Source organism: Mesorhizobium sp. C277A (assembly GCF_040324395.1).
In the GTDB taxonomy this organism is placed as follows: Bacteria; Pseudomonadota; Alphaproteobacteria; order Rhizobiales; family Rhizobiaceae; genus Mesorhizobium.
Map to the genome: position 1 here is coordinate 2,943,811 of NZ_JAMYVW010000002.1, position 19,119 is coordinate 2,962,929.

19 protein-coding genes are annotated in these 19,119 nt (G+C 63.6%); 12 read left to right on the forward strand and 7 right to left on the reverse strand.

The features are described 5' to 3' along the window. Positions 1-227 precede the first annotated feature (227 nt). Both gntR and NKK52_RS14645 read right to left on the reverse strand, forming a co-directional pair. Positions 228-1,256 (reverse strand): HTH-type transcriptional regulator GntR, encoded by a 1,029-nt coding sequence (gntR, locus tag NKK52_RS14640; RefSeq protein WP_023682222.1) that lies wholly within the window; start codon positions 1,254-1,256, stop codon positions 228-230. A gap of 155 nt (positions 1,257-1,411) precedes the next feature. Then, positions 1,412-2,584 (reverse strand): MFS transporter, encoded by a 1,173-nt coding sequence (locus tag NKK52_RS14645; RefSeq protein WP_050591957.1) that lies wholly within the window; start codon positions 2,582-2,584, stop codon positions 1,412-1,414. A 232-nt stretch (positions 2,585-2,816) separates the two neighbouring features. On the opposite strand from NKK52_RS14645, the gene NKK52_RS14650 reads away from it, so the two are divergent. The 4 genes from NKK52_RS14650 to mocR all read left to right on the forward strand — a co-directional run bounded on the left by NKK52_RS14650 (position 2,817) and on the right by mocR (position 6,121). Then, positions 2,817-3,104 (forward strand): DUF3175 domain-containing protein, encoded by a 288-nt coding sequence (locus tag NKK52_RS14650; protein WP_023673065.1) that lies wholly within the window; start codon positions 2,817-2,819, stop codon positions 3,102-3,104. A 216-nt stretch (positions 3,105-3,320) separates the two neighbouring features. Continuing rightward, positions 3,321-4,232, forward strand: coding sequence for a myo-inosose-2 dehydratase (gene iolE / locus NKK52_RS14655; protein WP_023682224.1), 912 nt, complete (start codon positions 3,321-3,323; stop codon positions 4,230-4,232). 214 nt (positions 4,233-4,446) lie between these two features. Continuing rightward, positions 4,447-4,653, forward strand: a complete 207-nt coding sequence (locus NKK52_RS14660) for a LacI family DNA-binding transcriptional regulator (protein ID WP_023682225.1) — start codon at positions 4,447-4,449, stop codon at positions 4,651-4,653. A 1-nt stretch (position 4,654) separates the two neighbouring features. After that, entirely contained in the window at positions 4,655-6,121 is a 1,467-nt protein-coding gene (gene mocR, locus NKK52_RS14665; protein ID WP_245263053.1) for a rhizopine catabolism transcriptional regulator MocR, read from the forward strand. 21 nt (positions 6,122-6,142) lie between these two features. Here mocR and NKK52_RS14670 read toward each other — a convergent pair whose 3' ends face one another. After that, positions 6,143-7,387, reverse strand: coding sequence for a DegT/DnrJ/EryC1/StrS family aminotransferase (locus tag NKK52_RS14670; RefSeq protein WP_023682227.1), 1,245 nt, complete (start codon positions 7,385-7,387; stop codon positions 6,143-6,145). Here NKK52_RS14670 and NKK52_RS14675 point away from each other — a divergent pair. From NKK52_RS14675 to NKK52_RS14700, 6 genes are all read left to right on the forward strand, one after another. Beyond that, a complete protein-coding gene (locus tag NKK52_RS14675) occupies positions 7,386-7,787 on the forward strand; it encodes a hypothetical protein (protein ID WP_156939233.1) in 402 nt (133 codons plus the stop codon). The two genes, NKK52_RS14670 and NKK52_RS14675, sit on opposite strands and share 2 nt — an antisense overlap. Then, on the forward strand, positions 7,762-8,673 hold the full coding sequence (locus tag NKK52_RS14680; RefSeq protein ID WP_023682229.1) for a polysaccharide deacetylase family protein: 912 nt from the start codon (positions 7,762-7,764) through the stop codon (positions 8,671-8,673). Before NKK52_RS14675 ends, NKK52_RS14680 begins: the two co-directional genes overlap by 26 nt. Positions 8,674-8,736: 63 nt before the next feature. Next, a complete protein-coding gene (locus tag NKK52_RS14685) occupies positions 8,737-9,705 on the forward strand; it encodes a rhizopine catabolism ABC transporter substrate-binding protein (protein ID WP_023682230.1) in 969 nt (322 codons plus the stop codon). A 157-nt stretch (positions 9,706-9,862) separates the two neighbouring features. Next, positions 9,863-10,978, forward strand: coding sequence for an ABC transporter permease (locus NKK52_RS14690; protein WP_352630512.1), 1,116 nt, complete (start codon positions 9,863-9,865; stop codon positions 10,976-10,978). Then, complete coding sequence (locus NKK52_RS14695; RefSeq protein WP_023712088.1) at positions 10,975-11,811, forward strand: ATP-binding cassette domain-containing protein; 837 nt, start codon at positions 10,975-10,977, stop codon at positions 11,809-11,811. Before NKK52_RS14690 ends, NKK52_RS14695 begins: the two co-directional genes overlap by 4 nt. 32 nt (positions 11,812-11,843) lie before the next feature. Further along, positions 11,844-12,950: a Gfo/Idh/MocA family protein gene (locus tag NKK52_RS14700; RefSeq protein WP_023682232.1), complete on the forward strand. Its 1,107-nt coding sequence runs from the start codon at positions 11,844-11,846 to the stop codon at positions 12,948-12,950. Between the two features lie 149 nt (positions 12,951-13,099). Here NKK52_RS14700 and NKK52_RS14705 read toward each other — a convergent pair whose 3' ends face one another. Together NKK52_RS14705 and NKK52_RS14710 are read right to left on the reverse strand one after the other, a co-directional pair. Beyond that, on the reverse strand, positions 13,100-13,876 hold the full coding sequence (locus NKK52_RS14705; protein ID WP_023682233.1) for a FadR/GntR family transcriptional regulator: 777 nt from the start codon (positions 13,874-13,876) through the stop codon (positions 13,100-13,102). Positions 13,877-13,983: 107 nt separating this feature from the next. Continuing rightward, positions 13,984-14,874, reverse strand: a complete 891-nt coding sequence (locus NKK52_RS14710; RefSeq protein ID WP_023682234.1) for an NAD-dependent epimerase/dehydratase family protein — start codon at positions 14,872-14,874, stop codon at positions 13,984-13,986. Positions 14,875-14,991: 117 nt separating this feature from the next. Here NKK52_RS14710 and NKK52_RS14715 point away from each other — a divergent pair, with 117 nt between their 5' ends. Beyond that, on the forward strand, positions 14,992-15,930 hold the full coding sequence (locus NKK52_RS14715) for an NAD(P)-dependent oxidoreductase (RefSeq protein WP_023682235.1): 939 nt from the start codon (positions 14,992-14,994) through the stop codon (positions 15,928-15,930). Between the two features lie 18 nt (positions 15,931-15,948). Here NKK52_RS14715 and NKK52_RS14720 read toward each other — a convergent pair whose 3' ends face one another. Beyond that, complete coding sequence (locus NKK52_RS14720) at positions 15,949-16,731, reverse strand: FadR/GntR family transcriptional regulator (RefSeq protein ID WP_023682236.1); 783 nt, start codon at positions 16,729-16,731, stop codon at positions 15,949-15,951. A gap of 179 nt (positions 16,732-16,910) precedes the next feature. Then, positions 16,911-17,900: a sugar-binding protein gene (locus NKK52_RS14725; protein ID WP_023673050.1), complete on the reverse strand. Its 990-nt coding sequence runs from the start codon at positions 17,898-17,900 to the stop codon at positions 16,911-16,913. A 465-nt stretch (positions 17,901-18,365) separates the two neighbouring features. Between NKK52_RS14725 and NKK52_RS14730 the strand changes: the two genes are divergently transcribed. Continuing rightward, positions 18,366-19,106, forward strand: a complete 741-nt coding sequence (locus tag NKK52_RS14730; protein ID WP_023682237.1) for an ATP-binding cassette domain-containing protein — start codon at positions 18,366-18,368, stop codon at positions 19,104-19,106. Positions 19,107-19,119: the final 13 nt, after the last annotated feature.

Consider the following 19,119-nt stretch of genomic DNA (forward strand, 5'->3'; position numbering starts at 1 on the left):
GGCCGGCGCCACGTCTCAAGGGCCCGAAGCCGGCCCGATCCCCTCCCCCTCGCCGCTTCACAGGCGAGAAACGAAACTAGCATATTATACATAATAAACAAGCATGAGCTGTTGCTTATGTATAATAAACAGGCACGGCCTCTCATCAAAACGTCTGCCCGACGAAAATGGTAGCGCTACCATGACGTTGTGTAAAGCACCATTTGCTGAGGCCGGCCAAAGCGTGTTCAGCGTGCGGTGCTCTCGCGGGGCTTGAGTTCGAAACCAAGATCGACGACCCGCTGCTCAGGCCTTCGTCCTGCGATCGCCGCCAGCGCCATGGCGACAGACCGACGGCCGATTTCATAGCGAGGGGTGCGGATACTGGTGAGCGGCGGGAACGCCGCCTGCATCATTTCGAGGTCGTTGAAGCCGACAATGCCGATTGTTTTCGGCACGTTGAGCGCGGCGCTATGGCATTCGAACAAAACGCCGAGCGCGATGTCGTCATTGTTGCAGAAGACGCCGTCGAGCGCCGGCATCTTGGCCAGCGCATCGCGAAGCAGCTCGCGGCCGAGCGTCACGCTGGACAGTAGCGGCGTGGTGGTGACCAGCCGCGGGTCGAACAGGCCGGCCTTCTCCATTGCCGCGCGATAGCCGGCAAGCCGCCGCTGCGAGCGCGGGTCCATGCGTGCGCCGATGAAGCCGATCCGCCGGTAGCCCGCCTCGATCAGATGCTCGGTCGCGGTGCGGCCGCCGTCAAAATGCGAGAAGCCGACCAGCATGTCGACCGGATCGGGCCCGGTCTCCATCACCTGCACCACCGGGCAGCCCGCGCTCTCCAGCAGCTTTCGCGAGGTCGGCGTCTGGTCGATGCCGGCCACGATCAGCGCCGCCGGGCGCTGCGGTGCGAACACCTGCAGCAGGCGCTCCTCCTCGAGGCCGGAATAATGGGTGTTGCCGAGCTGGACGCGGAACGGGCCGTCCGACAGGCTGTCATAGATGCCGCGCACCACTTCTGCGAAGACGTTGTTGGTCAGCGACGGCACCAGCACGCCGAACACATCGGCGCGCGCCGAGGCCAGCGCCCGTGCATTGGGATCCGGGACATAACCGAGTTCGTCGACGGCGGCCTGGATCTGGCGCCGCAGATCTTGGCTGACGCGTTCCGGTTCGCGCAGCGCCCGCGACACGGTGATGGCGCCGACGCCGGCCTTGCGCGCCACATCTGATAGGGTCGGGCGGCCGCCCCCACGACGCGAGCGCGGCTTGGTCATGGACATCCTCCACGTGCCGGGCCCCGGCCGCTGCGCCCTTGCGAAACCATGTCCAGCTTTTCCACCGCCACCATGCCAACCGGCTGCTGCCGCACCCACTCGCCTGCTGGCGTCGCGCAGCCAATCGCCCTTGTCAAGCAACAAATCCTGCCTTCCTAAGCCATCAGGGCAGCACTGCGTTTTGCTTTCCACAGCAGCAGCCCGATGGCCACTATGTTCAGCAAGTTCCACGCGATCCCGTTGAGGAACGCGGCGGCGTAGGAGCCGGTCAGGTCGTAGATCCAGCCCGACATCCAGCCACCGATCGCCATGCCGAAGATGGTCGCCATCATGACGATGCCGATACGCTGGCCGGCCTCCCTGGCGGGCAGGTATTCGCGCACGATGATGGCATAGCAAGGCACGATGCCGCCTTGCGACAGGCCGAACACCAGCGACACGACATAGAGCGAGGCAAGCCCGTCGAACGGGATGTAAAACAAAAGCGACAGGCATTGCAGCACGGAACCGATAAGCAGGGTTTTCACGCCGCCGATGCGGTCGGCGACAAAGCCGGAGGCAAGCCGGCTGACGACGCCCGCCGCCATCATGATCGACAGCATGTCGGCGCCATGCGCAATGCCGTAGCCAAGATCCATGCAATAGGCGACGATGTGCACCTGCGGCATCGACATCGCCACGCAGCAGCCGAGACCAGCAACGATCAGCAGCACCTGTAACGCCGCCGGCGACAGCGAAATCGACTGCACTGGCCGGCTTCCGGGCGAACCGGCGGCAGCCGCCGTCGGAGCAGCGCGCCGCAACAACAGCACCAGTGGCACCATGGTGACCAGGCAGAAGACACCGATGCCGGCATAGGTGAAGCGCCAGCCTTCCGCCTTGATCAGTGTCGGCATGATGGTTGGCCAGAGCGCTCCGGCGAGATAGTTGCCAGCAGCCGCCGCCGTGACGGCGACGCCGCGCCGATGGTTGAACCAGTGCGAGATGTCGGCGATCAGCGGCCCGAAGATCACCGATGTGCCGACACCAATCAGCACGCCCTGGGCAAGGGTGAATTGCAGGATAGAGGTCGACAGCGCGGCGAGCAGCAGGCCGGCGGCGAGAGCCACCGAGGATAGCAGTGCCGGGATCCAATACCCCATGCGATCGACCGCGCGGCCAACCAGCACATTGCCGGCGGCGAAGCCGACCATGGTTGCGGTGTAGGGCATCGATGCCGCGGCGCGGTCAACGCCGAACTCGGCCTGCACGGCCGGCAGCACGACGACGACGGCCCACATGCCGACCGCACCGATCGTCGCCAGCAGCATGGAGATGGCAAGCCGCATCCAGGCGTAGCTGCTGTCGATGCCGGGGCTATCCGCCTGATTGGCGACGATCGGGGTCAAGGCGTTTCCTGTCTACGGTCCTGGGAAGTCGACCGTTGTGTCGCCACTATCGGCGCATTCACCGCGACGGGCAGCGCCACAGGGCCATGATCCGTGGCTCCAGCGGCCCGGCGACTTTCTCGGGAACCGGCGGCGGCCTGCCCGAGTTTTTGCGACAGGAAGGAGTTTTGTCATGACCGCGAAAAAGAAATGGTCGGCCGAGGTGACCGAGCACAGCGATGCGATGGACCTCGAGGACCACATCTTCGAAGCCGACGACGCCAGGAAGATCGCGGCCTCGCTCAAGCGCTCGGCCGAGCACAGCGACCGCCGCAAGGCCGAGCCGTTTCAGTCGGCCATGTCGATGCTGAATTTCTACATCAACCGCGCCGGCAAGAACCTGCCGCAGGCGCGCCGGAAAGTGCTCGAGGACGCCAAGGACGAACTGCGCGCGGCCTTCGGAAGGCCGCAGCAGGATTAATGCATGTCGCTCAAAAGTGGCGCCGGTTTTGAGACAACGACATGCATAAAACGAAGACATAAAGCGCGTCGACTTAGTCCGTTCAAACGGGAAGCGCTTTTAGCGCTCCCGATTGGTTCTGCCAAATTTACCTCAACTGGACCTAGTGACAGGTCCTCTTTCCCCTCAGTTTGCCGGCCTCGGCTTTGTGGTTCCCCGAGCCTTTGAAGTAGCGGCATGACGGTCAAGATCGGCATCAATCCAATCACCTGGAGCAATGACGATGTTCCCGCACTCGGCGGCGATACGCCGCTCGCGACATGCCTGTCGGAAACCAGGCAGGCCGGCTATCGCGGCACCGAACTCGGCGGCAAATTCCCCAGGCGAAGCGACGAGCTTGGACCGATCCTGTCTTCTTACGGACTGGAGCTCGTCTCCGGCTGGTATGACGGCCGCATCCTCGACCGCACGATCGACGAGGAATTCGCCGCCGTCACCTCGCATCTGACCCTGCTGCGCGATCTCGGGGCCAAGGTCGTCGTCTATGCCGACACCTCGCGCGGCCGTCATGACGGCATTTTCGCGCCGGTCTCACAGCGTCCGCGCCTCGCTGACGGCGAATGGACCGCCTATGGCGAGAAGCTGACCGAACTCGCCGACCGCATGGCTGCCTTCGGCGTAGGCATGGCTTTCCATCACCATATGGGCACGATCGTCGAGAGCGATGACGAGGTCGACAGGCTGATGGCCGCAACCGGCAAGAGCGTCGGCCTGCTGTTCGATACCGGCCATTGTCTGTTCTCAGGCGGCGACCCGGCCTCCCTCCTGAACCGGCATCTCGACCGCATCGTGCATTTCCATTGCAAGGACGTCCGCGCGGCCGTGCTGGAGAAGGCACGGCGCGAGGACATGAGTTTCATGGCGGCAGTGATGGAAGGAATCTTCACCGTGCCCGGCGATGGCTCCGTCGATTTCCTGTCGCTGCTGCAGCCTCTGGCCAGCCATGGCTTCGAAGGCTGGATCGTCGTCGAGGCCGAGCAGGATCCGGCCAAGGCACACCCCTTGACCTATGCCACGAAAGGTTACGCTTCGCTTCTCAAAACGGCCTGCGCGGCCGGGTTCGACGTGGCAATACGAGACATGGCCTAACCACCGCCGGGGGGCTGGTGGTTGGGCCGGTTGGGCGCGCGCCTCGGTAGGGGTAGCGACGCGAAAGCGCCCGGCGATCCGCGCCGCCGCCCTCCCTTGGCGGCGCGGATCGCACAGTTCTTGGCATCGAAATTTTTGCCCCCGAGTTGCCGGCCCGGCGTTTCCAGCTTGAGGCTGGGGACGAGGCATGCCTTGATGCAGATGGAGGAGCGACATGGCATTCGAGGCGGCACTCGGCATGGAACGGCTTTGCACCATCCGTGAGATCGCCGAGAAGGCGGAACTCGGCGCGGCAACCGTTCACCGCGCGCTGAAGAACAGCCGCGAGGTTCATCCCGAAACCAGACGGCTGGTGCTGGAGACTGTCTGCCTGCTTAACGAAGAGAAGATCGCCCGCGCCGCCAGGTTGGTCGGAGACTAGCTTGGCCGACCATATGCGCCTTTCCCTCGACATCATGTCGGTCGACCGCGGCTCGGACGAACCGATGCACCGGCAGATCTACGGCGCCCTGCGGCGCTTCATCCTCGACGGCCAGATCCAGCAGAACACGCTGCTTCCTTCGACACGCTCGCTGGCCGAGGATCTCAAGGTCGGCCGCAACACGGTGATCGCCGCCTACGACCAGCTGCTCGCCGAAGGGTTTATAGAGGCGCGCGCCGGGTCCGGCACCTGGGTGGCGCCGATCCAGCAGAAACGCCCGCCGGCCGCGCTGCGTGCCGGCCTCGCCGCCCCGCAAAAACTCTCGCGGCGCGGTCAGACCATCGTCAACGGCCCGCAGCCGCCACGCAATGCCGGCGTCATCAACTTCCATCCCGGCGTGCCGGAAACCGCCTCCTTCCCCTTCACCATCTGGTCCAGCCTTCTGGTGCGCAATGCGCGCAGCCGCGACGAGAACTTGCTCGGCTATATCTCCTTTGCCGGCCATCCCGGTCTGCGCCAGGCCATCGCGTCGACCATCAGCCTGTCGCGCGGCATCAACTGCACCGCCGACCAGGTCATCATCGTCACCGGCGCGCAGGCGGCACTCGACCTCGCTTCGCGCGTGCTGATGGACGAAGGCGACCATGTCTGGATGGAAGAGCCCGGCTATCTCGGCGCCAAGAGCGCCTTTCTCGCCAGCGGCGCGCAGCTTGCGCCCTTGAAGGTCGATCGCCTTGGATGGCATCTCGCAGACCCAGAGCTGCCGCCGCCGCGCCTGATCTATGTGACGCCATCCTGCCAGTGGCCGTTCGGCACCATCATGCGCATCGAGGAACGGCTGCAGCTGCTCGACATCGCCGAGCGCCACGGCGCCTGGATCGTCGAGGACGATTATGACGGCGAGTACCGGTACCGTGGCCGGCCGGTGCCGGCGCTGCGCGGCCTCGATCATGCCGACCGCGTCGTCTATATTGGTTCCTTCGGCAAGACGCTGATCCCGACGCTTCGCATCGGCTATCTCATCGTACCCCGCGAACTGTCCGTGCCCTTCGACCGTGCCGTCTCGATCACCGGCCAGTTCGCGCCGCTGATCCTGCAGGCGACGGTCAACGACTTCATCACGCAAGGCTATTTCGCCACACATCTGAAACGCATGCGCCGCCTTTATGCGCGCCGGCAAGCCAATTTCGTCAAGCTGTGCCAGGAGCATCTGGCCGAATGGCTGACTGTGACCGAGAACGATTCCGGCATGCAGCTGCTGGCCAGTTTTATCCGACCCTACAAGGACAGCGACGTCGTCGCCGCCGCCGTCAAGGAGGGCCTCGACGTGCAGGGCATCTCGATCAACTACCATTCGAGCGAGCCGGAACACGGCCTGCTGCTCGGCTATGCCGCGATGGACGAACGCCTGATCCTGCGCGCGGTGCTGGCGTTGCGCGCTGCCTTCATGCGGCTGGACCGGCAATAGGCCGATCCAGCGCTGAGCGCTTCAATTCACACTATCGAATTTCTGCAGATCGACGGGCGCTGCCTTGCGCACCTCGACATCGTCCAGCGAGGCATTCTCCAGCGCCACACGGGCCGCCGCATCGATGTTATGGACCATGTCGTCGATGTCGGCGTCGCCATGCGCCGGATTCATCGCGATCATCACCGTGCGGTTGAGGATGTCGAGAGAACCCTTGCCGAGATCGTCGGCATAGGTCAGCCGCAGGCCCTTGTTTTCCGGCAGCGTGTACGGATTGAGCGCCGGATGATGCGCGCCCTCATGCATCAGCACCTGGTCCCACTGAGTGAAATTGTGGCGGCCGGTCTTGCCGGCAATGACGCTCGGAATGGTCTTCGAAAAAGTCTGCGCCGCCTGTTCGCTGGGCAGCAGATACATCACCTGCGCCGCGCAATCGTCGTCGGGGCTGTTCATCGGCGACGGCGTCAGACCGAGATTGCCGAGATGGCGCGTGCCGGCCAGCACCTTCTTCTTCTCCGCCCGCATCGCCTCGATGATGCCGTCGAGACGGTCGAGCTGGACATTGAGCATCGCGCCCATCAATTCCGAGGCGCGCGCGCCGATGCCGGCGAACGGCTTGATGCTGTCGCTGCGGCCCTGCCAGTAGAAGTGGCAGGGGTCGATGGCGCAGCGCGCCCGCTCCGCCACTTTCGGATAGCTGGTGGCGATGCCGCCGCCCTCGCCCGACGTCATGTTCTTGAAGTAGTTGAAGGAGTAGGCGCCGGCATGGCCGATGGAGCCGAGCTTCTTGCCCTCATAGCCGCCGCCAATGCCCTGGCAGACATCTTCCAGCACGAGCAGACCGCGTTTTTTAGCGATGTCCATGATGGCGTTCATGTTGCAGGCCGCACCCCACATATGTACCGGGATGACCGCCTTGGTGCGCGGGCCGACGGCGTCGCGCAGAGCGGCCGGGTCGATGGTCAGGCTCTCGTCGATGTCGACAATGACCGGAATGGCGCCGACCGACAGCACTGCTGTGGCGGTCGCCATATAGGTGTGCGCCGGCACCAGCACCTCATCGCCCGGGCCGATGCCGAGGCCGATCAGGCCTGCGGCGAGCCCATAGGTGCCGCTGGCGGCAAGCGCGAAATGCTCGACGCCGAGATGCCTTGCATAGCGGGCCTCGAAGCGGTTGCACTCGCTGTTCTCGCCATAGCGAAACAGCGCGCCCGAGCGGATCACCCTGGCAATGGCTTCGATCTCTTCTTCGCCGGCGGTGTACATGGCAAGTCTCCACATCGCTGATGGTATGAAAGCAGTACGCCTGCGGCCGCCGTTTGAAAGAACCACTCCGCTGCGATCGGACCAAGCCATCCTGCTCACGTCGGAGCGGCGTTTAGCGCCGACTGTGGGCATATCGAATGAAATCGACATTCCAGAATGCAGGCCCGCGGAAAAATCGTACCCATCCGAATTCGTCGAAGTGGCCCTGTCGGAAAGCCCGCGTTGGGCGTTCCATCGCGTCCAGTTGGGCAAACGGTCGGTTCCATGCAGCACGGGACACACTTTGGAAGACCCTCGAAACCGGCGTGCCGGCAAGATGGTGGCCGGCAAGATGGTGGCCGGCAAGATGGTGGCCGGCAAAACGGTGGCCGTCCATGACGCGACAGCTCGTCCTGCATGAAGACGATGTCGGCATGTGCCATGGCGCCAACAGCGCCTTCCTCGAACTGACCGCACTGGGCGCCTGCAGCTCCGGCGCCGTGATGGTGCCGTGTCCATGGTTCCCTGAGATGGCCGAAGCGACAGCCGCCGACCCCCGGCTCGATCTCGGCGTCCACCTGACGCTGAACAGCGAAAAGCAGCACTACAAATGGCGGCCGCTGACGTCGCCGTCGCGCGCGGCCGGCCTGACGGACGAGTTCGGCTATTTCTGGCCCGATGTCGCGACCACCCGCCGCAAGGCAGCACCGCAAGCGGTGGAAACCGAGCTTCGCGCCCAGATCGACACCGCCTACCGCGCCGGCATCGACGTCACTCATCTTGACGCCCATATGGGGGCAGCGCTGTCGCCGGAGTTTTGCGACGTCTACATCAGGCTCGGCCTGGAATATCGGCTGCCGGTGCTGTTGACCAAAACGCTGTCGGCCTATTCGCCCAACGACAATCTGGTCGGCGTCACCGAAGCGGCGTTCCAGCGCGGCGTCACTGGAGCCCGCGCCAAAGGCTTTGTCATCTTCGACGCCGCCATGCAGACGACCTGGGGCCGTCCACGCTCCAAGCCGATAGAGCCAGTCTACAAGGCATTGGTCGAAGGGGTCCGTGAAGGCCTGACCTTCTTTTGCCTGCACTTCAACGCGCCGGGCGAGCTCGAACTGATCGAGCCGCGCTCCGCCTATATCCGCACCGAGGAATATGAACTCTTCCGCGACCAGGCTTTTCGCGACTGGCTCGGCGCGCAGGACATCGACATCATCGGCATGAAGCCGTTGCGCGAGGAACTGCGTGCACGGCTCGGGGCATCGACACCGGCAAAGGCCCGCAAAGCGGCCACCCGGTCAGCGCCGTAAGCCGATCCGTCGGCCAACAGCGCAAAGAGGGATTTGGAACTGCAACGACAATGGGAGAATGACATGAAGACTGTTCTGAAACTGGCGCTCGGCGCGCTTGTCTCGATGAGTATGCTGGCGGGCGTCGTGCAGGCCGCGGGCCTGAAGGACCCGAAGGATGTCCGCATCACCTTCGTGGTGCATGGCTCGGCCTCCGATCCCTACTGGTCGGTGGTCAAGCGCGGCGTCGACGATGCGGCGGCGCTCACGGGCGCCAAGGTCGAATATTATGCGCCGCAAGTGTTCGACGTGGTCGAACAGGCCCGCCTGCTCGACGCGGCCATCGCCACCAATCCAGACGGCATCGCCGTCTCCATTGCCGACGCCAATGCGCTTGGTAAATCGGTCAAGGCCGGACTTGCCGCCAACATTCCGATGGTCGTGCTGGATTCCGGCGAGAAGGAAGGCGCCGAACTCGGCACCTCTCTCTATGTCGGCACAGTCTCCGAATATGATTCCGGCAAGAAGGCCGGCGAGCGCCTGGCCAAGGAAGGCACGCTCAAGGTCGTCTGCATCAACCACGAGGTCGGCAATGTCAGCCTCGACCAGCGCTGCCAGGGGTTGAATGACGGGCTGAAGCCGTCAGGCGGCGGCACCGAGGTGCTTACCGTGTCGCCCGATCCGGCCGACATCCAGCGCCGCACCGAGGCCTATCTGTCGGCGCATCTCGACACCCAGGCCGTCTTCGCGCTCGGCGCCACCGCCGCCAATCCGCTGATCCCGTTCTTCCGGCAGAAGGAATTGTTCGGCAAGATCAAGCTCTACACCTTCGACATCAGCCCCGAAGTCCTGGATTCCGTCGTCGCCGGCGAAATGGGCTTCGGCATGGACGCCCAGCAATATCTGATGGGATACCTGCCGGTGATCTATCTGGTCGAGCATGCCACACATGGCTTCTGGCCGCAGAACAACGCCTACACCGGCCCGCTGTTCATCGACTCGCCCGACAAGGCCAAGGCGATCCTGGCGCTCGCCAAGGACGGCATCCGCTAAGGCAAGACCAAAACGGATCGGGGAGCCGCCATGCGCTCCCCGTCTCTGGTCGAGATTGCGAAGTGAGCGATTGGGGAGCCTAATGGCTGTTGTGGAAGACAAGGCAATACCTCCAGAAGCGCCGGCCCCCGGGGTACTGGGCAAGGACCGTTTCGGCATGATGTCGAAACGGCCGGCCGGTGCTGACGAGCGGCTGGCCAGCACCGGCCGGCTGACTCAATGGCTGCGCCGGCCCGAAGCCGGTGCCGCCGGCGGCCTCATCGCCACCATTATCATCTTCGCCCTGCTGCCGGGTGCATCGAACCTCTATTCGCTGCAGGGGTCGATGACCTTCCTGACGCTGGCGGCCGAACTCGGCATCATCGCCACTGCCGCAGCCCTTCTCATCATCGCCGGCGAGTTCGATCTCTCGGTCGGCTCGATGGTCGGCTTCGCCGGCGTCGTCATCGGGCTGACGGTGAAATACTGGGGCCTACCGCTGTGGGGCGGCATCGCCTGCGCCTTCGCTGTCGCCATCCTCACCGGCTACGTCAACGGGCTGATCGTTGTGAAGACCCGCCTGCCCTCCTTCATCGTGACGCTGGCGTCGCTCTACATCCTGCGCGGCCTATCGATCGGCATCACCCGCGCCGTCACCGGCCGCACGCAGATCCCCTACATCCTCGACGGCGCGCCGGACCCGGCAACCGCGGGCCTGTTCAACGGCCATCTCCTGACCGGCTTCTTCCAATGGATGGGCACGCAAGGTTGGATCGCCACCCGCACCGACGGCATTCCCTTCGTCGTCGGCATTCCGATGTCGATCGTCTGGTGGCTCGGACTGACAGCGCTTGCCGGCTATGTCTTGACCCAGACCAAATACGGCAACTGGATCTTCGCCACCGGCGGCGACCTCAATGCCGCCCGCAATGTCGGCGTGCCGGTCGACCGGGTTAAGATCGCGCTGTTCATCTACACCGCCTGTGCCGCGACCTTGCTTGCCACCATCCAGGTGATGGAGGCCGGCTCCGCCGACACCATGCGCGGCCTGCTCAAGGAATTCGAGGCGATCATCGCCGCGGTCATCGGCGGCGTGCTGCTCACCGGCGGCTACGGCACCGTCTATGGCGTGCTGTTCGGCGCGCTGATCTTCGGCCTGGTGCAGATGGGCATCTTCTACACCGGCATCGACACCGACTGGTTCAAGGTCTTCCTCGGCATCGTCATTTTGATGGCCGTGCTGGTCAACAACTACATCCGCCTCAAGGCGCTCGGACGCGGAGGCGGCAAATGACCTACCCAAACCCGTCCCCGGCCATCCAGCCAGCCATGGAATTGCGTGGTGTGTCGGTCAATTTCGGCTCGGTGCGCGCGCTGCAGGATATCGACATCAAGGTCTATCCCGGCGAGGTGCACTGCTTGCTGGGCGACAACGGCGCCGGCAAGTCGACGCTGATCAAGGTTCTGTCGGGCGTGCACCGGCCGACCAAGGGCGAGATTTTCGTCGACGGCAAGCCCGTCACGTTCCGCAGCCCGCGCGACGCGCAGGACCTCGGCGTCGCGACGGTCTTCCAGGACCTCGGCATGATCTCGCTGATGTCGATCACGCGCAACTTCTTCCTCGGCCGCGAGCCGACCAGAAGCCGCCTGCCCTTCTCGCGCTTCGACAAGGAGCGCGCCAACACAATTGCCCGCCAGGCGATGGCCGATATCGGCATCGACGTGCGCGACCCGACGCAGGCCGTCGGCACGCTGTCGGGCGGCGAGCGCCAGTCGGTGGCGATCGCACGCGCCGTGCATTTCGGCGCCAAGGTGCTGATTTTGGACGAACCGACCTCGGCGCTCGGCGTGCATCAGGCGGCGATGGTGCTGAAATTCATCATCGAGGCGCGCATGCGCGGCCTGGCCGTGATCTTCATCAGCCACAACATCCACCACGCCTACCCTGTCGGTGACACTTTCACGCTGCTCAACCGCGGCCGCAATCGCGGCACATACGCCAAGTCCGAGATCTCGCGCGACGAGGTGATTTCGATCATGTCGGGCGGCGAGGATTTGAAGGCGGTGGAAGCTGAGATTGCCGGGCTGTTGGCGCAGATCGGCAATCGGCCGGCCGCCGCACCCTGAGCCTGGAACACTTTGCAGAGAGTTTTAGCAGCATGAGCAGGATACGGGTTGGCGTTATCGGCGCCGGCATGATCTCGCAGGTCGAGCATATTCCGAATCTGTTGCGGCTCGGCGACCTGTTCGAACTGGTCGGCGTTGCCGACCCGTCAAGGATTTCGCGGGAATATGTCAGCGAAATTCACGGCATCGCCAATTTCGAAACGCCGGAGCAACTGTTCGGCCAGAAGCTCGACGCCGTCGTCATCGGCTCGCCCGACCCGCTGCATCACGAGCAGGTACTGGCCGCACTCGGGCGCGGCCTGCATGTCTTCTGCGAAAAGCCGCTCTGCTATTCCCCGGCGGAAATCGCCGAGATCATCGCCGCGCGCGACAAGGCCGGCAAGGTCATGCAGGTCGGCTATATGAAGCGCTTCGATCCGAACTACCGGCTGGCGCTGGCCTCGCTGCCCGGCACGGCAAAGACGTTGCGGTCCGTCTCGGTCGAGGTCAACGATCCCGATGCCTGGCCGTTCATCGCCCACCAGCGCTACAAGCGAGGCAACGACATTCCCGAGGAGCTGATTGCCGCCGCGCAAAGCAAGCAGAAACAACAGGTCGAGCGCGCCATCGGCCAGCCTTTGAACGATCTGGCTTTCCGTGGATTTACCGCCGCTTACAGCTCCGCCTTGATTCACGATGTGAATGCCGTACACGGCCTGCTCGACGCGCTCAGCGTGCCGGATGGCGAGGTCGTCGGCGCGCAGATCTTCGCCAATGGCGATGGCGGCCAGGGCGCGGTAAAACTGCTCGACGGCCAGGCGCTGTGGACGATGACGCATCTCACCGTGCCGAAGCTCGCCGACTACAAGGAACGCATCACGCTGTTCTTCGACGATGCCAGCCTTGAGCTCGAATTCCCCTCGCCCTGGCTCAACCATCATCCGACCCGGCTGACTGTGAAGACCTCGGACGGCCACACACTGTCGACAAGGGATCTGCGTGCCGGCTACGGCGAAGCCTTCGTCGAGGAACTGCGCGGCTTCTGGGGTGCGATCGTCAATGGCGACGAGGTGGTCAACCGCCCCGAGCACGCCGCCCGCGACCAGGCGCTGCTGGTCGCGCTGACCAGGCAGCACCTGGCCACTTCGCAGGCCGGCTGAGCGCTCGCAGGATGTGTTGAGATTCAGGTCAGGCCGCGCCGAAAACGTTGGATTTCGAGAACCGGAGCGGAGCGTACTTAAGTAAGTGAGCACCGGAAGCGCAGAAAGCCGGCGTTTGCAGGCCGGCCTCACCTGAATATCAGCACATCCTACCGGGTGTTGATGACGCCGTCTGTATTGGCGAGCAGCTTGCGCACCGCGTTGCGGGCCGCATCCGGCCGCTGCAGGCGGATGGCCTTCTCGATCGCCTCGTGCAGTTGCTGTGCATGCTGCAGATCGTCGAGTTCGCGCGTCGTATAGGTGAACAGATGATCGAAGGCGGATTCGATCAGCACGCCGAGCGGCACCAGCAGATCGTTGCCGGAGGCGCGCAGGATGGCGAGATGAAAGCGTGTGTCGGCGCGCGTGCGCTCCTGCAGGCTCGACGCCTCGCCCATCTCGCGGCAGGCCTGGCTGATCTCGGCCATCTGCTCCTCGGTGCGTCGCATGGCGGCGAAGGCAGTCGCTTCCGGCTCGATGATGTGGCGGAATTCCTGCACCGTCTTCAGGAACACCTCACGGTCGGGCGCGGTCGCGTACCAGGCGAGCACATCGCGATCGAGCAGGTTCCAGCGCTCCCTGGGCTCCACCCAGCTGCCGATTTTAGGGCGTGATGCCAGAAGGCTTTTGGCCATCAGCATCTTGATCGCCTCACGCACCGCCGAGCGGCTGACGTTGAAGGTTTCAGACCATTTGGCTTCATTGGGCAGGATGGTGCCCGGCGGATAGTCGCCGCGCACAATCCGAAGCCCGATTTCGCTGGCCAGTGACGCATGCACGCTGGTGCCGGGCATCCGGGCCGCGTCAGCCCGGCGAAGGGTCGCCGGGCGCTCTGCGGATGCCGCCTTTTCAGGCATCTTTCCCTTATTCGGCTTTCCGTCCCTCATGCCTCCACAAAGTCCGGATTTCGGAAGCTGTCAAGCAAAGGGCGGGACGTTGACGGCAAAGGCTGCGGCTGTGCACAGATCAGGTCGCAACCTTGCCCCCGGCCGGCCTATTTGACGTATTTGCGCCAGCTGTGCTCGGGACGGAAGCCAAGCATGTCCCTGGCTTTGCGGTTGGAAAGCAGCGTCTCGTATTCGTCGAGCTCCGCCTTGACCGGCACGTCGGGGTAAAACCGCTTCAAAAGTTCCGCTGTCGGCAGGTCGGACGAGGTATCGTCATTGGCCGCGTTGAACACCTGGAAGCCGAGCCCGTCCGTTTCAACGGCGCGCAGCGTGATCTGGCCGAGATCGCGCGCGTCGACATAGCTCCAGGCGATGCGCTTGCGAAAGCCCGGATCGGCAAACCACTTCGGAAACAGCGAATATTCGTGCGGCTCGATGACGTTGCCGATGCGCAAGGCATAGATATCGGTGCCGTTGCGCTGCGCAAAGGCGCGCGCCGTGTGCTCGTTGACGACCTTGGACAGAGCATAGCTGTCCATCGGATCGACGTCGTATTCTTCATCGAGGGGAAAATATTTGGGGTCGCGCGGTTCGTTGGCGAACACCACGCCATAGGTGGTCTCGCTGGACGCGATCACCACCTTGGGGATGCCGAGTTTCACCGCCGCCTCGATGACGTTGTAGGTGCCCATCGCATTGATGCGGAACACCTCATTGTCGGTCGTGATCATGATGCGCGGTATGGCGGCGAAATGCACCACGGCATCGACCGGCTGCGGGCGCAGCGACGGGTCGAATTCGTGCAGACCCATATAGCTCGACAGCGCGTTGAACACCTGGCCGCTGTCGGTGATGTCGGTGATCAGCGTGCGTACCTTGGGATTGTCGAGCGGCTTGGTGTCGATGTTGAGCACCTGGCAGCCCTGTTCGATCAGATATTGCACGACATGGCGACCGGCCTTGCCGCTGCCGCCGGTGAACATGATCCGCTTCGTCATTTTCGTCTCCAATGCCTAGGATTTCTGTGTATTGTCAGACAATATGGCATTCCGCAACCACCCTCGCCCGCAAGACGGCGGCGCCCAATATCAATCATCGCAACAGGACTTCAAGACATGACCACGACCGCCGCGAGCGAAAAGATCGGCTTTATCGGCCTTGGCCTGATGGGGCACGGCATTGCCAAGAACATCGTCGACAAGGGCTATGGCCTGACCTTCCTCGGCCGCAAGAACCGCAAGCCGGCGGAAGACTTGGCTGGCCGCGGTGCGAAGGAAGTGGCCACCTCGCGTGAGGTGGCAGCGGCATCCGATATCGTCTTCATCTGCGTCACCGGCTCGCGCGAGGTCGAAGCCATCATCCGTGGCCCCGGCGGCCTCAAGGAGGGCCTGAAAAGAGGCTCGGTTGTCGTCGATTGCTCGACCGCCGATCCGGTCTCGACCGTGGCGCTGGCGGCGGAACTGAAGGAGATCGGCGTCGACTTCGTCGATGCACCGCTCAGCCGCACGCCGAAGGAAGCCTGGGAAGGCACGCTCGACGCCATGGTCGGCGCGCCCGACGCGCTGTTTGCCCGTGTGAAGCCGGTCATCGAAACCTGGGCCGGCCGCATCGTCCATATTGGCGATACAGGTGACGGCCACCGCATGAAGCTGCTCAACAACTTCATCTCGCTGGGCTATGCCGCGATCTATTCCGAGGCGCTGGCGCTGGCCGAAAAGGTCGGCATCTCGCCACCGCGTTTCGACAGCGTCATCCGCAACGGCCGCATGGATTGCGGCTTCTACCAGACCTTCATGCGCTGGACGCTGGAGGGCGACCGCGACGCGCATAAATTCACCATCGCCAACGCCTTCAAGGACCTGACCTATCTGGAATCGATGGCGGGTGCGGCCGGCATCGCCAACCCGCTCGGCAACGCCACCAAGAACTCCTTCGCCGGTGCCCATGCCACTGGCCCGGCCGAGCAATTCGTGCCGATGCTGGCGACATATATCGGCAAGGTCAACGGCGTCGACCTGATGCCCAGCAAGGATGGCAAGAAGCAGACGATTTGAGGTGGCGAAAAGCCTGTGTCAGCGCCTCGACCGGCCGATAACATCGTCGGTGTTGGCGAGCAGTTTGTGCACCGCATTGCGCGCGGCCGCAGGACGCTGGAGGCGGATGTTCTTCTCGATCGCCTCATGCAGCGCCTGCGCCCGCCGCTGATCGCTGGTCTCGCGTGTGACGAAGACAAAGAGATGATCGAGCGCCGACTCGATCAGAACGCCAAGCGGCACCAGCAGATCGTTGCCCGAGGCGCGCAGTATGGCGAGGTGAAAACGCGTATCGGCGCGGATACGCTCCTGCAGGTTCAGAGCCTCGCCCATCTCACGACAGGCCTGGCTGATCTCGTCCATCTGCTCGTCGCTGCGCCGCGTGGCGGCAAAGGCCGACGCTTCCGGCTCGATGATGTGACGGAACTCCTGCACCGTGCGCAGGAAGGCCTCCCGGTCCGGCCCGGTCGCGTACCAGGCCAGCACATCGCGGTCGAGCAGGTTCCAGCGTTCCCTGGGCTCGACCCAGCTGCCGATCTTGGGCCGTGAAGCCAGCAGGCTTTTGGCCATCAGCATCTTGATGGCTTCGCGCACCGCCGAACGACTGACATCGAAGGTCTCGGCCCATTTGGCCTCGTTGGGCAGAATGGTGCCGGGCGGATAGTCGCCGCGCACGATCCTGAGGCCAATCTCGCCGGCCAGCGAGACATGGACGCTCGCTCCCGGAAAATGCGCGGCACCGGCCCTGCGCATGACAGCCGGACCGAGGCTGGTTTGTGCCTTGGCCCGCTCGGCTCGCTTCTTTGATTTCTCGTCCGGCATTCACGTTCCAATGCGTCGGCCGTCTGCGTCCGGAATGGTCCGAACCTGCACGGCGCGCCGATCTCGTTGCCGAAAATCCAAACTACAGGCGTGTCAAAGCCGGAGCCTGCTGCCCCAACCGTTGCGTCCGTCCGGGAAGAGACGGGGCGCCCGTCAAAGGGCGCCCCGAAATCGAGAACCTACTTCTGGATGCAGGTGTCGACCGTGTCCTTGGTGCATTCGTCGAGGCCGGTGAACACCGGATCGGCGACCGCCTTGCCTTCGACCAGGTCGATCATCACCGATGGTGCCTTGTAGCCCATTTCGAACGGCCGCTGACCGACCAGAGCGGTCACAAGGCCGTCACGGGCGATCGCCACTTCATCGCCGATCGTATCGGCGGCGCCAATGACGAAGTCGTTGCTGGCGATGCGGTCCTTGAGCGGCCCGAACAGGTCGCGATAGGGCTGCGGTGCGCCAAACAGCGGCCAGCCGCCCATGATGCCGAAGGCGTCGAGCTTGGGATTGGCGGCGAGGATGTCGGTCATCGCCTGCACGCCCTTGGCGCCGTCGTCATTGGTGAACACCGGGCAACCGGCAACTTCGGTCCAACCGCCTTCGCCGGCAAGTGCCGCCAGGCCTTCCTTGCCCGACAGCGCGTCACGCATGCCCTGCGCCCGGCGCAGGATGTTGTCGGCCGCGGGATTGCCTTCGATGGTACAGATCGTGCCGCCGTTCGGCTTGCCCTTCTTGATGTACTCGCCGATCTTGTGACCCATCAAATAGTTGTCGGTCCCGAGATAGGTCTTGCGCAGCGCGGCATCTTCCTTGCTGAGATCGGCGTCGAGCGTCATGATCGGGATCGTCGGATTGGCGGTCTTGATCGTCTGAGCGATCAGCGGCGCGTTGGATGGCGAAATCGCCATTGCCACCGTGTCGGCCTTGCTCAGCATGTCCTGAACGATCTGCGCCTCGCCGGCCTCGTCCGAGGTCGACGCCGGGCCGGTGTAGAAGCATTCATATTCCGAGCTGGCATTTTCCTTGTTCCATTTCTCGCAACCCTGGTGGATGGCTTCGAAGAATGGATTGTCGAGACCCTTCACCACGATGACGAGCTGTTTCTTGGCCAAAGCCGGCCCGGCGCCCAGCGCCATGGCGGCGACGGCGGCGAGCAAAAGTGTTTTCCTCATGTCAGTCCTCCCTTGAAACAGACGGACACGGCGTGCCCGCCACACAGATCGACCGGATGCTTAATGACCGAGGTTCGTTTCACGAGCACTCGTGTCGCCAAGACAGATCGATAAGCATTTCCAGATGCGGCATTGGCCCGGCTCAACACATGGGTGGCGCCGCAACCTCGACCGATAACCTCCGCCGATTCCGCCCGGCTAACCGCCAGCGGCATCGGCATAATCTCCTCCGACGCTTAGCTAATATCGGCTTGCGGCCAACGTCAATGCTATTTGTCCTACAAAACGGATTTTTGGATGACCAACGCTTCAATTCGTCCGACAATTGATTGACGAGCGCCGGCTTTTGCGTAAAAGAACGCTGACGCTGTTTCCGGGAGGAGATGGGGAGAGCGGGGCCAAAGCAGCGCCGGCATTCACGCCGGGAACAGCAGCGGGTCGCAAAACACGGGGAGGCAAAGACTGGTGGCGGTTCTCGAACTCACCAATATCTCGAGGCATTTCGGCGCCATCCAGGCGGTCAACGACGTATCGCTGTCGATCGAGCCCGGACAGGTGGTCGGCCTGATGGGCGACAACGGCGCCGGCAAGTCGACACTGGTCAAGATGATCGCCGGCAATTTCCGCCCCAGCCATGGCGTCATGCGCATGGACGGCAAGGAGTTGATCCTGCACAAGCCGGCGGAAGCTCGCCAGCACGGCATCGAGATCGTCCACCAGGACCTGGCGCTGTGCAACAATCTGACCGCCGCCGCCAATGTCTATCTCGGCCGTGAATTGCGCCGCGGCCTCGGCCCTTTACGCATCCTCGACTATGCCGCCATGTACAAGCGCGCCGGCCAGCTCTTCGCCGAGTTGAAGTCCGAGACCCGTCCGCGCGACCTCGTCAAGCAGATGTCGGGCGGCCAGCGCCAGGCAGTAGCGATTGCCCGCACCATGCTGTCGCAGGCCAAGATCGTGTTGATGGACGAACCGACGGCCGCGATCTCGGTGCGCCAGGTCGCCGAAGTGCTGAACCTGATCCGCCATTTGCGCGACCAAGGCATCGCAGTGGTGCTGATCAGCCACCGCATGCCTGACGTGTTCACCGTCGCCGACCGCGTCATCGTCATGCGGCGCGGCCGCAAGGTCGCCGACAAGACGATTGCGTCAAGTTCGCCCGAGGAAGTCACCGGGCTGATCACCGGCGCCATCGAACAGGTTTGATCTCAGCGAATTT

Excerpts from the sequence above, each read along its gene's own strand:
- NKK52_RS14650 (WP_023673065.1), top strand. The coding sequence starts at position 2,817 with ATGACCGCGAAAAAGAAATGGTCGGCCGAGGTGACCGAGCACAGCGAT.
- NKK52_RS14670 (WP_023682227.1), bottom strand. The coding sequence starts at position 7,387 with ATGTACACCGCCGGCGAAGAAGAGATCGAAGCCATTGCCAGGGTGATC.
- NKK52_RS14700 (WP_023682232.1), top strand. The coding sequence starts at position 11,844 with ATGAGCAGGATACGGGTTGGCGTTATCGGCGCCGGCATGATCTCGCAG.
- NKK52_RS14675 (WP_156939233.1), top strand. The coding sequence starts at position 7,386 with ATGGCAAGTCTCCACATCGCTGATGGTATGAAAGCAGTACGCCTGCGG.
- NKK52_RS14725 (WP_023673050.1), bottom strand. The coding sequence starts at position 17,900 with ATGAGGAAAACACTTTTGCTCGCCGCCGTCGCCGCCATGGCGCTGGGC.
- iolE (WP_023682224.1), top strand. The coding sequence starts at position 3,321 with ATGACGGTCAAGATCGGCATCAATCCAATCACCTGGAGCAATGACGAT.
- NKK52_RS14695 (WP_023712088.1), top strand. The coding sequence starts at position 10,975 with ATGACCTACCCAAACCCGTCCCCGGCCATCCAGCCAGCCATGGAATTG.
- NKK52_RS14685 (WP_023682230.1), top strand. The coding sequence starts at position 8,737 with ATGAAGACTGTTCTGAAACTGGCGCTCGGCGCGCTTGTCTCGATGAGT.
- NKK52_RS14715 (WP_023682235.1), top strand. The coding sequence starts at position 14,992 with ATGACCACGACCGCCGCGAGCGAAAAGATCGGCTTTATCGGCCTTGGC.
- NKK52_RS14660 (WP_023682225.1), top strand. The coding sequence starts at position 4,447 with ATGGCATTCGAGGCGGCACTCGGCATGGAACGGCTTTGCACCATCCGT.
- NKK52_RS14680 (WP_023682229.1), top strand. The coding sequence starts at position 7,762 with ATGACGCGACAGCTCGTCCTGCATGAAGACGATGTCGGCATGTGCCAT.
- gntR (WP_023682222.1), bottom strand. The coding sequence starts at position 1,256 with ATGACCAAGCCGCGCTCGCGTCGTGGGGGCGGCCGCCCGACCCTATCA.
- NKK52_RS14720 (WP_023682236.1), bottom strand. The coding sequence starts at position 16,731 with ATGCCGGACGAGAAATCAAAGAAGCGAGCCGAGCGGGCCAAGGCACAA.
- NKK52_RS14690 (WP_352630512.1), top strand. The coding sequence starts at position 9,863 with ATGATGTCGAAACGGCCGGCCGGTGCTGACGAGCGGCTGGCCAGCACC.
- NKK52_RS14645 (WP_050591957.1), bottom strand. The coding sequence starts at position 2,584 with ATGCGGCTTGCCATCTCCATGCTGCTGGCGACGATCGGTGCGGTCGGC.
- NKK52_RS14705 (WP_023682233.1), bottom strand. The coding sequence starts at position 13,876 with ATGAGGGACGGAAAGCCGAATAAGGGAAAGATGCCTGAAAAGGCGGCA.
- NKK52_RS14710 (WP_023682234.1), bottom strand. The coding sequence starts at position 14,874 with ATGACGAAGCGGATCATGTTCACCGGCGGCAGCGGCAAGGCCGGTCGC.